The sequence below is a fragment of the Marinobacter metalliresistant genome (assembly GCF_038098645.1).
Taxonomy (GTDB): Bacteria; Pseudomonadota; Gammaproteobacteria; order Pseudomonadales; family Oleiphilaceae; genus Marinobacter; species Marinobacter metalliresistant.
Genome location: NZ_CP101118.1, coordinates 361,783 through 374,560, shown reverse-complemented (window position 1 = coordinate 374,560; position 12,778 = coordinate 361,783). Strand labels below are relative to the sequence as shown.

The window sequence follows — 12,778 nt, the reverse complement described above, 5'->3', positions numbered from 1 at the left end:
AGACAAGAATTTTGTCCTATGTTTGACAGCAAGAAAGATAAGAAATGACAGCTCAGAAACAATCAGGCATTGCTTTGGTTACAGCAGCACCAGAGGAATTGGAGAGGCCATCTGCAAAATGCTTTCTGGAAACCGAGATGCCATGGTTCGCGAGAAAACTTGGCAAAATCTCATGGCCGAAACGCCAACTTTTCAGAGCTCCACTTTTGAGGTCGTGGCGCAGTTCTTGTCACGGCAGCAAAAGCTGGCGCTGATTAACGATAAGGAAGTCGGCCTAGATGATCCAGATTGGGAGCTTGTTCAATTTAGCTGTCAGACTTAGCACTCCAGTCCTGACGTGATTTCAAAAGCTGATTTTTATAGGGTCCGATCGACTCCAGCAATACACTGGACCTTGAGAACCGGCTGCGCCCCCATGCAATTTCGTTGTCAGCCTCGTCGTACAGTGTCGATTCAATCGTCCACTGATGCAGGTCGGAATGAAGCACTCTGGCCACCGAAACAACGCGGCACTCGTAAAGCGGCTGAAAGGGAGAAAACTCGAACCTATCGCACTTTGCCAAGAGCGAGGCTTCCTGAGTGTTCGCAGCCAAAGCTGCCGCATCCCAAAGAAGCTGAAAGATGACGGTGTCTCTTACCGTTCCCCAAGGCGTTGAGGCAAAGGGGGTGAGTCGGACTGAAACAGAGCAGAAACCGTACTCAAAGTCGAGACTTGGACGAGTCCAGGCATTGGCTGTTGAGGAGAAATACAAAGCCTGTAAAGCGCGATAGTGACCTTCCCTTTCACTCATTGCACCCCTCCCTAAACTGCAGAATTCGACGCGGCCTGTTCAGAAGCGCATGAAAACTCCAGGACGACACCTCAAAGGACGAGATAGTTGGCGAAAAAACCGGGAGGGGCTCTCCCGGCAGTGCAATTCCACTAAGAGATAACACGATGATGTCGTTTATCGACGTGAGAATGGTACCGAAAAGGCATTACAGTAGTGTTTCAAGTTCCGGTTACTGGGAGGAGCTCGCCTTGGCTGATGGGAATATCGCTGACAAAGAGCGATAAGTGCGTCTTAACCTCTTAGACCCTCTCAAACAAAAATATATCGCCACGGAAGTGTGCCGGGGACCAGATCATCGGAAGGCCAATAACACCTGATTGCGCATTGTCATCTCATTGCAATCAAGGTGATCCGCTGATTATTTCTTTAGATGAAATTAGCCTTGAGCCACGTCATTTTCCTTTAATGTGTTCGGTATAAACTTCAAAAAGATTGTGAACGACATTCAGCGTGTTGATGAATATAAGGTAGCCCTCAAATGAATCCTGATCTGCTCGCCCTTACCCTTCTCAACGATCAAAATTTCACTCTCAGCGAAATCAGCCACGAGGACTCCGATATGGAGTCCAACCGAGAACGTCGCTTTTCGTTCGAAATGCTGTCGAACGATGGAGAAATCGTTGGTTATATCAAAACCTGGCATCATGAAGACGGTTACGCAGGATTTGTTCATTTCGACGCCGAAGGCAACATCATTGACTGGAAAGCTTTTGCTCAAGCACCGGGCTCCATCCAGTCTCACTGAAATAGAACTGTCACAGATTTCTAAAGCCACTTATGAGTGGTTTGGATTACAGCACCACTGAAGGTGGGTTGTCCTTACAGAGAGGGTTCTATGGACCTGTCTCGGTTTCTCTTTCTCCTATTTGCTTTGTAAAAGTCGCTCAAAAAGGCCCCTGTTAAGACTAAGCCGGCATCCATGCCCGCAAGCAAAAGTGATGCGGCGCAGCAAGCCCGGAGCCGCAGTGCCAGCAAGACTATCAAGGAACTGGAGGCCCGATTGCAGCGTGAGCGCTCCTCTATCCAGACCGGGTCAATGTCAAAGCCCACTCCGGTCTAATAACGGACTAATGCCTTAGGGAGCAGATCCGGCTTTGATGGTTTGACATAGCTCAATCAAAAGTTGTCCGGAAACGGCGGGTGAGGTCGCTCATCAAGTGCGCTTCCTGTTTCAACCCCAAACTTATCTCTCGGCTACCAGCCACGTTTCCACTGACAGTCGCTGCATGCGCATCAAGCGCCACAAACCGTTCACCCACACGGTCAATCTCCTCACGTTGCAGCGAAAGCGCCTCATTGATCGTGACACTCCGCCGCTCCAAATCCGAAAACCAGTGGTTCATCGCTACAAGATGCCCTTTGAGACCTTCAAGAGTCTGCCGGTTATCATCACCGGCTTGCGTCATTTCAGCGATCAAGTAGTCGACGCCCTGCACTCCCTTTATCAGGTCGGTTACCCACTGCCGGATTTCATCGGTGGAATCGGCAGTGCGCTTCGAAAGGGTCCGAACCTCGTCGGCAACAACGGCAAACCCGCGGCCATGCTCGCCCGCCCTTGCCGCCTCGATCGCGGCATTGAGAGCCAGCAGATTCGTTTGCTCAGCTATCTCAGCAATTACCCCGATAACCTTCTCGATTTTCGAGGCTGATTCCGTCAGCTCTTGTATGGACCCGGAGACCCGGCCAATTACCTCTACAGTGTGCTCTGCTGCAGTCTCACTTTTTATGAGGCTGGACTGGATGTCCGAGTTAGCAGCCACCGCCGCCTGAACGGTTTCAGTGGATTCAAGGGTCGATGCCTCAATGGTGGAAGCCTGGTCTGCCATCGCTTTCATCGAGTCAGTCACATCCTGAATCTGATGCTGAGTCGTTTGGGAGGCAGACTCCAGTTCCCTCGCTTGTATATCAAGACGATCGGATCGCTCGTTGATACTTTTCGAGGTTTCCCTTATTTCCCGGATAAACTCCTCAAACCGGCCGACCAGCCGAATAAGGGCCGCAGCAACTCCTGCCACTTCATCAGACCCCGCCAATCCCGGTGGATTGGCCAGATCCGAGCACTCGTCCATTCTCTGGATATCCCGCTCGATGCGCTGCAGCCTTACAATAACTGTTTGTCTCAGCCAGAGCGTTATCAGAACAATAACAGCCAAAAAGGCAACGGAGCCCATAATCAGCGAAACCTGTTGGCGGTCGAGGTACCCCAGAAGCTCATCAGATTCCTGAGCTATACGACTGCGACTTCCTTCCTTACGATCGTTGATACTCTCAAGCAATGGCGACAAGGCAGGGAAAAGTGAAAAGTCCACGGTTTTGCCTGCCTGATAGTAACTCTTCTCCTCGATTCCTTCCGCGAGTTCCTCCAGGTATTCAATTACCGCCTCGTGCGTACTTGCGTTTTCTTCTGCCCAGGTGCTGAGCTGTGCATTCCGTTGAATCGCGCTCCACTTGGCAGGAACAGACTCTGAAAGCGATGCGTATTCTTCATTTATCTCACCCCACAGCAATAACTGACCTTTGATTCTGAAAGAAAGATCCTGCACACGACGAAGGTCCTGCTCCAGATCATCCAATAGCCAGGCTTCATGCATGCGATTCTGGATCAGATCTTCTGCAGCGTTTTCCGCCTTTCCAATGATCGCCCAGGACAACAGGGCAAGAGCCGAGAGCGCGAGGATCGAGAAGAAGGAAAAGAAAAGGATTCTACTGCGAACGGTCTTGAGCATGACGACACCACACTTGAATGATGGTGACAATGCTGCATGTCAGTTGTGACAGTCCTGTTACCAAAGCCACAGAAGACGTTGATTTCCCGGGACAATTTACAAAAATTAACATCGCCTGGCACACGGCTTCCATGCCCCTGAAATATGAATGTCATATTGAGCGTAGAGGATGTGGACCTTACTACGGTACTTGGCACAACCGGATATGAGCCAGTCAAATCAGTAGGTTCGGGGTATGCGAAGGAGCTACGCAATTTGGTTTCCCGAAGCCGCACTCACATCCAGGAGTGACCCAATGCAGGACTGCCTCAGTCAGGAACTGAACCGCTTATTGTTGAAAGAAGACATTACGACACTTCTGCAACCGATCGTAGATATCGAGAAAAAAAGTGTATTTGGTTTTGAAGCACTGAGTCGCGGACCATCAGACAGCCCTTTGCATACGGCGCCAATGCTGTTTGAAACCGCCGAACGCTGTGGCCAGACACTGGAACTGGAAACACTCTGCCTTCGCACCGCTGCACGCCACTGGTCCGGCCATGGCACCCCGTTGAAACTTTTCGTCAATATCAGTCCGGCCAAACTGATGCCTCCGGAGTTCAACCCGACGCAACTGCAGGAACTCCTGCTCGCGAATGGCTTGAAGGCATCAGACATCGTTATCGAACTCTCTGAGCGCTACCCTACCGCTGATCCCTCAGAACTTCTGAAAACGCTTGTCTGGCTCAAGGCAGAAGGCTTTCTCATCGCTATCGACGACCTCGGTAGTGGCTATTCCGGATTAAAGCTCTGGTCAGAGCTGAAGCCGGACTATGTAAAGATTGACCGGCACTTTATTCGCGACATACAGGACGACCTCATCAAGCGCGAATTTCTAAAGTCCGTTGTAGACCTGGCAGACCGATTGGGCTGCAAATTGATTGCGGAAGGGATCGAAACGGAAGCAGAATTCCGGGTTGTATCAGATCTCGGCATTGCGCTGGTTCAGGGTTTTCTCTTCGGTCGGCCAAAGGCGGTAGCTACCGCCTGTCTCGATTCGCTGAACGTGCAGAAGGCGCATACGCCCAGGTTACCCCAGAAAGAAAAGGACACGGCAGGGCTACTGTGCAGGCACATTGAACCCGTAACTTCGGAATCGACGTTGCAACATGCCTGGGAGCGGCTCCAAAGTGAGCCAGGCGTGTTCGCTCTGCCAGTGGTGGATAACGGCAGGCCACTTGGCCTTATTCACAAGTGGAGGGTTCTGGAAACCTTCAGCACGCCCTACGGCCGGGCGCTTTACGAACGGCTTCCGGTTACCCAAATGCACAGCGCGGATGCACTGGTTGTGGACTACGAGGTGCCACTGAACGAAGTGAGCGAAAGGCTGATTAATGACGATGCTCACTATCTCAAACAGCATTTCATTATTGTCAGGAATGGGAAGTACGCCGGGCTGGGAGCCACGCGCTCATTGCTCAAACACATCACCGAACGAAAGATTGAAAACGCACGCTATTCCAACCCCCTGACTCTTTTGCCAGGAAATGTTCCCATTCAACAGGCCCTGGTCGCCCGGACGGAGGAAATGCGCCCCTTTTCACTGATTTATTTCGATATCAATACGTTCAAGCCTTTGAACGACGTCCTCGGCTACCGGGTCGGTGACCAGATAATCCTTTTGCTGTCTGAGCTTCTGACAGAGGTATTCCTAGCCGATGATGACTTTGTCGGGCACATAGGCGGGGACGATTTCGTAGTCATCAGCTCTTCACCCTCGGCCAATTATAATGCCGGTACCGTACAGGCACTGTTCGCCGAACGAAGTCGGCGCTTTTACAGCGATAGCGTACTAAAAAGCGGGTTTATTGAATCCGAAGACCGAAACGGCCAGCCCTGCCGCTTCCCACTGGTATCTCTGGCAGCGGGTACCGTAGAAGTAGGCCCGGACGAGAAGGTGACGGCCGATCAGGTCTCAGACCTCGCCAGCTACGCCAAGAAAAGGGCAAAAGCCTCACCAGACTTCTGTTTTACTGACTTTTCAAGTTCCCGATCCGGTAAACGATTGAAAACGTCGCAGGACGCAAATCCCAACTTCAATACTGCGTAGGATATCGATATAGATGTGAAAAATGGAGGCGCGGGTCGGAATCGAACCGGCGTAAACGGAGTTGCAGTCCGCTGCATAACCACTCTGCCACCGCGCCGGAAAAGATCGAAGAAATCGGATCTTTGTGCTCTCAGGTGGGCATTGAGAGACTTGAAATTGGAGCGGGAAACGAGATTCGAACTCGCGACCCCAACCTTGGCAAGGTTGTGCTCTACCAACTGAGCTATTCCCGCTCTTCGCTAAGAGGCATTGCCTCGTCAACGGCTGCGTATTCTACGGATTACCGTTCAGGCGTCAATAGTTTTTTATCAAGGTTCTGTTTTATTGGAGTTTGTGGGTAAAGTTTGGCCAATCGCGAACACACGATGCGATGAAGCAGATTCCGCACTGGCAGATATCCACTGCACTCTCTAAGCTAGTGAATGGCCAGCAACATTACTTATGGATTCGACAGAACGTGCCCAGTCCCGTTTCTTCCGAGCAGACCGATCCACAAAGACCTTTCTCCGGCCCGGGCTCCGTGACCGTTGAAGCCGGTACCCTCAGGGTCGCCGGGGACTGGTTGCTGAGCCATTACCGGGCGCTGACATCGGTGGCGTCTTCTGTGTCTGTACAGGAGATCAGCAAATTACCGGTTGACCTCTCCCGGTTGGACCGGATTGATACCGCCGGTGCATCACAACTGGCCTCGCTGGTCGGGCCGGATCGCTTGCTGGAAGCGGCGTCGGCCCCCGGAGAGTTACCCCGCGAGAAATCCGCCCTGATTGCGGCCGTCTGCGAAGCGATGAAAGACCAGCCCGCACCGGGCCGTGCGGCACCCTCCCTGCTCTGGAGCTTTATCACCGGAACCGGTCAGAAGGTGGAAAGCATCTTCCGGCTGCTGTGGATTCTCGTGGGTTTTATCGGCCAGACCCTGGCCACTCTGGCCTGGAACCTGCCCAGACCAAGGCGCTGGCGAATGACGGCGTTTGTAGCGGCCGTTCATGACACTGGCCTGAACGCACTGCCCATTGTGGCATTACTGACATTTCTGGTCGGTGCTGTTGTGGCCTTCCTCGGAGCCACGGTACTGGACGGCTTCGGCGCTACGATTTATACCGTCAACCTGGTGGCATTTTCATTCCTCCGGGAGTTCGGTGTGCTCCTCGCTGCCATCCTTCTGGCCGGCCGTACCGCCAGCGCTTTTACCGCACACATAGGCGCCATGAAGGTTAATGAAGAGCTGGATGCCATCCGCACCCTGGGGCTCAATCCCATTGAACTACTGGTACTGCCCCGGGTAATGGCCATGATGGTCAGCCTGCCGATTCTTACCTTTGTCGGGATGATCTCGGGGATGGTTGGCGGGGCCGTGGTGTGTGCCCTGGTGCTGGATATCTCGCCCACCCAGTTCATGGCCATTGTTGAGCGCGATATTGCACTGAAGCATTTCCTGGTGGGTCTGGTTAAAGCTCCGGTTTTTGCCTTTCTGATAGCGGTTATCGGCTGCCTTGAGGGGTTCAAGGTTGCAGGCAGCGCGCAATCCGTTGGGGAACACACAACCGCCAGTGTCGTCCAGTCCATTTTCATGGTCATTCTTCTGGACTCCATTGCTGCGCTATTCTTTATGGAAATGGGCTGGTAATCATGGTGTTTATGAGTGCAACCCGGGAAACCAAAGCCGCTACGGAGCCAGTAATCGAAGTGCGCGAACTGTGCAACCGGTTTGGTGACCATATTGTCCATGAAAACCTGGAACTGGACCTCCTCGGCGGCGAGATCCTGGGCGTGGTTGGTGGCTCGGGAACCGGTAAAACCGTGCTCCTGCGAAGTATTGTCGGGCTTATTACGCCCGCCTCCGGCCACATTCGGGTATTTGACCAGGACCTTACACAACTCCCGGCGATGGCCCGCTCAAGGATCGAGCAACGATTTGGTGTCCTGTTCCAGGGGGGCGCCCTGTTCACCTCCCTGAACCTGCAGGAGAATATCGCGGTACCCCTGATTGAACACGCCGGCCTGAAAAGGCCGGAAGCGGAAAAGCTGGCACGAATGAAACTGGCGCTTACCGGACTATCACCGGAGGCCGCCGTGAAATACCCGTCTGAACTCTCCGGTGGCATGGTCAAACGGGCGAGCCTGGCAAGAGCGCTGGCCCTGGATCCTGAAATCCTGTTTCTGGACGAGCCCACCGCCGGGCTGGATCCCATCGGCGCTGCCGCCTTCGACCGCCTCATTGTGACGCTACGGGATGCCCTTGGGCTGACGGTGTTCCTGGTCACCCATGACCTCGATACTCTGTATTCAACCTGTGACAGGGTTGCGGTACTGTCACAGCGCCGCGTGCTGGTAGCTGATACTCTGGAGACGGTTGCCACCATGGAGGATGAGTGGATTCAGGACTATTTTAACGGCCCCCGCGGTCGCGCAGCCAGTTACGCCTTCATGGATCATTCGCAGATACGGAATCAGGAGTAGTAACCATGGAGCCCAGGGCCCATCACCTGATCATTGGCCTGTTCACCATCATCGCGTTCGGGGCAGCCCTGATTTTTTCCCTGTGGCTGGCAAAATCATCTGCTGACCGGGAATGGGCTTACTACGAAATTGTCTTTGACCACGCCGTCAGCGGCCTGGCTGAAGGCAATCCGGTTCTTTACAGCGGCGTGCAGGTGGGTGACGTGATGGCGCTGACCCTCGACTCTGAAAACCCTGGTCGTGTCCGGGTGCTCGTTCGGGTTGATCAGTCCGTACCCATTCGTGACAACACCAAGGCAGGGCTCGTGCTGGCAAACATTACCGGCAGCATGAGTGTTCAGTTCAGTGGTGGCAGCCCGGATCGGCCAGCACTAAAGGGAAACCGCGACAATCCTCCGCTGATCGTCGCTGAGCCCTCTACATTTAACAGCTTGCTCGCCAACGGCCATCAGCTTTTGGCCAAGGCGGACCTCTTGCTCAGTAACGCCACAGAACTCCTTTCTGGCGATAACATCGAGAACCTGACGGCTATCCTGCGGAATACACGTGAAGCAACCGACGCCCTTCTCGCCCGCCGCGAACAGCTGTCAGCCCTGCTCGACCGGTTGGATGCTGCCGGGTCTCGCACCGAGGAAGCCGCCATCAAGGTTTCGAGGGTCTCTGATAACGCAAACGAATTGCTGCAAACGGACGGTCGACGGGTCCTGCAATCCATGGACAAAACGCTGGGCATCATTTACGCCACCATATCCAGAATTGATCAGCTGACGCGCGACAACCGGGGTGCCATGGATTCCGGGCTTCAGGGGATGGGTGAACTGGCACCGGCACTCAGGGAGCTGAGGGCGACGCTTCGGAATCTGAACCAGTTTACCCAACGCCTGGAAGAGGACCCGACGGGGACTCTGTTCGGAAACGACACCATGAAGGAGCTTTCCAAGTGAAGGTAGCGCCAATCGTTAACCTCGCCCTCCTCCTGGGCATCGGCCTTGCAGGTGGCTGCACAGTGTTTCCGACCCCCGAGCCACCCCGGGTGATGGACATGGCTGCACCAGAAACAATCAGCAAGGCAGACCAACGCTTCCCGGAATCGCTGCGCGTTGATACACCCTATGCGTCCAAACCATTCAACAGTACGAGGATCCTGGCCAAGCCTGCGCCCTGGGAGTTCAGGTCTTATGAAGGCGTTCGCTGGCGCGACACGGTGCCGGTTGTGGTGCGTGACACCCTGGTCAGCACCCTGAGACAAAGCGAGGCGTTTGCCAGCGTGATCAGTGAAACCAGCCCCGCCGAGGCAGAGCTCACCCTGATCAGCGAGCTTTCCGCCTTTCACGTCGAAAATCCTGAGAGCACGCCCCGGATTGTTATCGAGCTGCACGTGCAACTGATCCACAACCGCTCCCGGGCCAGCCTGTGCAGCAACAACTTCAGGATAGCTGAACCGGCGCCCGGCCCTGCTATTGAGCAGATTATCGAAGCGTTCGGTGCCGCCGGCAATACGCTCTCAGACAGAGTGATTCTCTGGGCTACGGCGTGCGACCTTCCGTCTCACCCGGAAAGAGATCAGCCCAGGCAGCCTTGAGGTAGAGCCCCATGGACCAGAGGGTAAGAGTGGCGGCGATATAGAGCAGCACCAGCGCAACATTGGACCAGAATACCCCCGGCGGAAACGCCAGCAACCCAACGATGGCAGCCATCTGAGCCGTAGTCTTGATCTTGCCGATGTAGGAGACAGCGACGCTGCCACGACTGCCAATTTCCGCCATCCACTCGCGCAGGGCGGAAATCACGATTTCCCGACCGATGATTACCGTCGCAGGAATGGTCAGAAGAATGGCCGAATGCTCCTCAATAAGCACAGCCAGAGCCACGGCCACCATCAGCTTGTCAGCGACCGGATCGAGGAAGGCCCCAAATGGGGTGCTCTGGTCGAGCTTTCTCGCCAGGTATCCGTCAAGCCAGTCTGTGGCCGCCGCCAGCCCGAAAATGGCCGCACTCACGAGATAGCTCCATTCCACTGGCAGGTAGAAGATCACCACGAACACCGGAATCATGATGATGCGGGAAAGGGTGAGGATATTAGGTAGATTCATGCTGTCCTTACTCGTCGTGCAAAGCTGCGTATAGGGTTTCTGCCAGTGATTTGCTGATGCCCGGCACCTTGACCATCTCATCAACACCCGCTTTGCGGAGTTCTTGTATTCCGCCGAAATAGCGTATCAGGTCGCGGCGTTTTTTCGGCCCCACACCTTCGATACCCTCCAGTGTAGACTGTCGCCGTTTTTTGTCCCGGCGCGCTCGGTGCCCGGTAATCGCAAAGCGGTGGGACTCGTCCCGGATGTGCTGAATCAGATGCAATGCCGGCGAGTCTGCCGGTACCCGGAAGACATCGCCGGTCATCGCATCAATGAGCTGCTCCATGCCTGCCCGGCGGGTCACGCCCTTGGCGACACCGATCAGCGGTATATCGGAAATTTCAAGCTCATCAAACACTTCCCGGGCAATGTTCAGCTGCCCCTTGCCGCCGTCAATAAACACCAGATCCGGGCGCTTGCCCTCTCCGGCCACCATCCGTTTGTAGCGGCGGCTCAGGACCTGGCGCATGGCGGCGTAGTCATCGCCGGCGGTCACGCCCTCGATATTGTACAGGCGGTAATCGCTCTTCAGGGGACCATTCTCATCGAAAACCACACAGGATGCGACGGTATTTTCCCCATGGCTGTGACTGATATCAAAGCATTCCATGCGTGAAGGCGTTTCCGGCAATTCCAGCAAATCACGCAGGGCCAGTAGCCGCCGATATACCGTCTCCTTGCTGGCCAGGTGCGTGAGCAGTGTCTGGCGGGCGTTGGTCATGGCCAGTTCAAGCCAGCGCCTGCGCTCTCCCCTCACATTGCCACGGATACGGATCTCCCGGTTAGCGGACTCCGTGAGTGCCCGGGCGAGAAGCTCCTGACCCTCAACCTCAACGGGCACAAGGATGTCCCGGGGAATCTCCCGGCGGGTATTGCCACCAAAATAATACTGGCCGAGGAAGGCGCTGAGCAGCTCGCCTTCGGTCTGTTCGATGGAGTATCGGGGAAAGTAGTCCTTGGTACCCAGCACCCGGCCGCCACGAACAATGATGACCACAATACAGACAACCCCGGCATCCTGGGCAATGGCGACCACATCGGCATCGCCGCCTTCGCCATCCACCGACTGCTGTTCCTGAACGTGGCGCAGATGGTTAATCTGATCCCGGTAGGCCGCCGCCTTCTCGAACTCCAGGTTTTGCGAGGCAGCCTCCATGGCATTCATCAGATCATGGATGATGGCCGGGTTCTTCCCTTCCAGGAACATGGTGGCGTGGCGAATGTCCTGCTGGTATTCCTCCGGCGCCACATAACCAACACAGGGCGCGGTACACCGGTTGATCTGGTACTGCAGGCAAGGCCGCGTCCGGTTTCGGAAATAGCTTTCACTACAGGATCTTATGCGGAATACCTTCTGCAGAATATTAAGACTTTCCTTGACCGCACCGGAACTTGGAAACGGCCCAAACCAGGTGCCGCCGCCTTTCTTGGTGCGCCCCCGGCGAAACGTCAGCGAGGGATAGTCGCTGTGGGAGGACAGGTAAATATAGGGATAGGACTTATCGTCCCGGAGAAGAATATTGTAGGGCGGCCGTAACGACTTGATCAGGTTCTGCTCGAGTAGCAGGGCCTCGGTTTCACTGCCGGTAATCGTGACTTCGATTGAGGCAATCCTGGCAACCAGCGCTTCGGTTTTCGGCGCCAGGCCGGTCTTGCGAAAGTAGCTGCCGACCCGCTTTTTCAGGTTACGGGCCTTGCCGACGTACAGCACTGCGCCGCCCTCGTCATACATTCGGTAGACGCCGGGCCGCTCCGTGAGCTGCTTCAGGAAGCTCTTGCTGTCAAACTCCCCGATGTTGTTACTCTCAGGGTCAGACCTTGTCGGCATCAAGCAAACCAAGCCGCACTGCCATCAGGGCCAACTCCACATCACTGGAAATTTCCAGCTTCTCAAAAATCCGGTAGCGATAGCTGTTGACCGTTTTCGGGCTCAGGCACAGCTTGTCGGAAATGTCCTGCACTTTCTGGCAGCCCACAACCATCATCGCAATCTGCATTTCCCGCTCGGAAAGCCGGTCAAACAGCGACAGCTCGCCGTCTTCATCCCGGTCGCCGCCGCCAAGCTGTTTCAGCGCCATTTTCTGAGCGATTTCCGGGCTGATGTAACGCTGCCCCGTATGGGCCATACGAATGGCGCGAACCATCTCCCTGATGTCTGCACCCTTGGTTATGTAGGCCGTGGCGCCGCTTTGCATCACTCGGGCCGGATAGGGGTCGTCCGCACAGGCGGTAACGACAATCACGCGAAGGGAATCATCAATCCGAAGGATGCGGCGGGTAGCCTCAAGGCCTCCGATGCCGGGCATACGGATGTCCATCAGGACAATGTCCGGCCGCTGCTGGCGCACGAAATCGATCGCGTCCTCTCCGGAGGACGCCTGCCCGATGACTTCAATGTCCGGGTTATCAGCCAGCATCCGGGTAATACCGGATCTCACCAGCTCATGATCATCAACAACCAGTACCCTGATCAAAATTCACCTCGCACACGGCTTTCGGGAAAACAGCGCGATTGTAACGTTTAGTTCAGGCCCCGGG

13 protein-coding genes and 2 tRNA genes are annotated in these 12,778 nt (G+C 55.0%); 8 read left to right on the top strand and 7 right to left on the bottom strand.

Annotated features, from left to right (window positions below; genetic code table 11):
* Window positions 1-22 precede the first annotated feature (22 nt).
* Window positions 23-322 (top strand): hypothetical protein, encoded by a 300-nt coding sequence (locus NLK58_RS01815; protein ID WP_341581904.1) that lies wholly within the window; start codon window positions 23-25, stop codon window positions 320-322.
* On the opposite strand, the gene NLK58_RS01810 is transcribed toward NLK58_RS01815, so the two are convergent.
* Window positions 306-791 carry a hypothetical protein gene (locus NLK58_RS01810; protein ID WP_341581903.1) on the bottom strand — a complete coding sequence of 162 codons (486 nt, stop codon included), beginning with the start codon at window positions 789-791 and terminating at the stop codon, window positions 306-308. The two genes, NLK58_RS01815 and NLK58_RS01810, sit on opposite strands and share 17 nt — an antisense overlap.
* Before the next feature lie 520 nt (window positions 792-1,311).
* On the opposite strand from NLK58_RS01810, the gene NLK58_RS01805 reads away from it, so the two are divergent.
* Entirely contained in the window at window positions 1,312-1,578 is a 267-nt protein-coding gene (locus tag NLK58_RS01805) for a hypothetical protein (protein ID WP_341581902.1), read from the top strand.
* 174 nt (window positions 1,579-1,752) lie between these two features.
* Window positions 1,753-1,893 (top strand): hypothetical protein, encoded by a 141-nt coding sequence (locus tag NLK58_RS01800; protein WP_341581901.1) that lies wholly within the window; start codon window positions 1,753-1,755, stop codon window positions 1,891-1,893.
* Between the two features lie 52 nt (window positions 1,894-1,945).
* Here NLK58_RS01800 and NLK58_RS01795 read toward each other — a convergent pair whose 3' ends face one another.
* Complete coding sequence (locus NLK58_RS01795) at window positions 1,946-3,559, bottom strand: methyl-accepting chemotaxis protein (RefSeq protein ID WP_341581900.1); 1,614 nt, start codon at window positions 3,557-3,559, stop codon at window positions 1,946-1,948.
* 295 nt (window positions 3,560-3,854) lie between these two features.
* Between NLK58_RS01795 and NLK58_RS01790 the strand changes: the two genes are divergently transcribed.
* Window positions 3,855-5,648, top strand: a complete 1,794-nt coding sequence (locus NLK58_RS01790) for an EAL domain-containing protein (RefSeq protein WP_341581899.1) — start codon at window positions 3,855-3,857, stop codon at window positions 5,646-5,648.
* A 23-nt stretch (window positions 5,649-5,671) separates the two neighbouring features.
* Here NLK58_RS01790 and NLK58_RS01785 read toward each other — a convergent pair.
* A tRNA-Cys gene (locus NLK58_RS01785) sits at window positions 5,672-5,745 on the bottom strand.
* 60 nt (window positions 5,746-5,805) lie between these two features.
* Window positions 5,806-5,881 (bottom strand) — tRNA-Gly (locus NLK58_RS01780).
* A 224-nt stretch (window positions 5,882-6,105) separates the two neighbouring features.
* Here NLK58_RS01780 and NLK58_RS01775 point away from each other — a divergent pair.
* From NLK58_RS01775 to NLK58_RS01760, 4 genes are read left to right on the top strand one after another with little or no spacing between them, the layout of a single operon-like run.
* A complete protein-coding gene (locus NLK58_RS01775; protein WP_205422248.1) occupies window positions 6,106-7,272 on the top strand; it encodes an ABC transporter permease in 1,167 nt (388 codons plus the stop codon).
* An 11-nt stretch (window positions 7,273-7,283) separates the two neighbouring features.
* Entirely contained in the window at window positions 7,284-8,105 is an 822-nt protein-coding gene (locus tag NLK58_RS01770; protein WP_117620233.1) for an ABC transporter ATP-binding protein, read from the top strand.
* Window positions 8,106-8,110: 5 nt separating this feature from the next.
* Entirely contained in the window at window positions 8,111-9,049 is a 939-nt protein-coding gene (locus NLK58_RS01765) for an MlaD family protein (RefSeq protein ID WP_341581898.1), read from the top strand.
* Window positions 9,046-9,687, top strand: coding sequence for an ABC-type transport auxiliary lipoprotein family protein (locus NLK58_RS01760; protein WP_341581897.1), 642 nt, complete (start codon window positions 9,046-9,048; stop codon window positions 9,685-9,687). Before NLK58_RS01765 ends, NLK58_RS01760 begins: the two co-directional genes overlap by 4 nt.
* Here NLK58_RS01760 and pgsA read toward each other — a convergent pair.
* Genes pgsA through uvrY form a run of 3 tightly spaced genes read right to left on the bottom strand, consistent with a single transcriptional unit; the run spans window position 9,632 to window position 12,714 of the window.
* Entirely contained in the window at window positions 9,632-10,198 is a 567-nt protein-coding gene (gene pgsA, locus NLK58_RS01755; protein WP_117616991.1) for a CDP-diacylglycerol--glycerol-3-phosphate 3-phosphatidyltransferase, read from the bottom strand. The genes NLK58_RS01760 and pgsA overlap by 56 nt on opposite strands.
* 7 nt (window positions 10,199-10,205) lie before the next feature.
* On the bottom strand, window positions 10,206-12,068 hold the full coding sequence (uvrC, locus tag NLK58_RS01750) for an excinuclease ABC subunit UvrC (RefSeq protein ID WP_341581896.1): 1,863 nt from the start codon (window positions 12,066-12,068) through the stop codon (window positions 10,206-10,208).
* Window positions 12,052-12,714 carry a UvrY/SirA/GacA family response regulator transcription factor gene (uvrY, locus tag NLK58_RS01745; RefSeq protein WP_117616989.1) on the bottom strand — a complete coding sequence of 221 codons (663 nt, stop codon included), beginning with the start codon at window positions 12,712-12,714 and terminating at the stop codon, window positions 12,052-12,054. Before uvrY ends, uvrC begins: the two co-directional genes overlap by 17 nt.
* Between the last annotated feature and the right edge of the window lie 64 nt (window positions 12,715-12,778).

Bases quoted from the DNA above. Each gene is read 5' to 3' on its own strand.
- NLK58_RS01810 (WP_341581903.1), bottom strand. From the start codon at position 791: ATGAGTGAAAGGGAAGGTCACTATCGCGCTTTACAGGCTTTGTATTTC.
- NLK58_RS01805 (WP_341581902.1), top strand. From the start codon at position 1,312: ATGAATCCTGATCTGCTCGCCCTTACCCTTCTCAACGATCAAAATTTC.
- NLK58_RS01800 (WP_341581901.1), top strand. From the start codon at position 1,753: ATGCCCGCAAGCAAAAGTGATGCGGCGCAGCAAGCCCGGAGCCGCAGT.
- NLK58_RS01795 (WP_341581900.1), bottom strand. From the start codon at position 3,559: ATGCTCAAGACCGTTCGCAGTAGAATCCTTTTCTTTTCCTTCTTCTCG.
- NLK58_RS01790 (WP_341581899.1), top strand. From the start codon at position 3,855: ATGCAGGACTGCCTCAGTCAGGAACTGAACCGCTTATTGTTGAAAGAA.
- NLK58_RS01770 (WP_117620233.1), top strand. From the start codon at position 7,284: ATGAGTGCAACCCGGGAAACCAAAGCCGCTACGGAGCCAGTAATCGAA.
- NLK58_RS01765 (WP_341581898.1), top strand. From the start codon at position 8,111: ATGGAGCCCAGGGCCCATCACCTGATCATTGGCCTGTTCACCATCATC.
- pgsA (WP_117616991.1), bottom strand. From the start codon at position 10,198: ATGAATCTACCTAATATCCTCACCCTTTCCCGCATCATCATGATTCCG.
- uvrC (WP_341581896.1), bottom strand. From the start codon at position 12,068: ATGCCGACAAGGTCTGACCCTGAGAGTAACAACATCGGGGAGTTTGAC.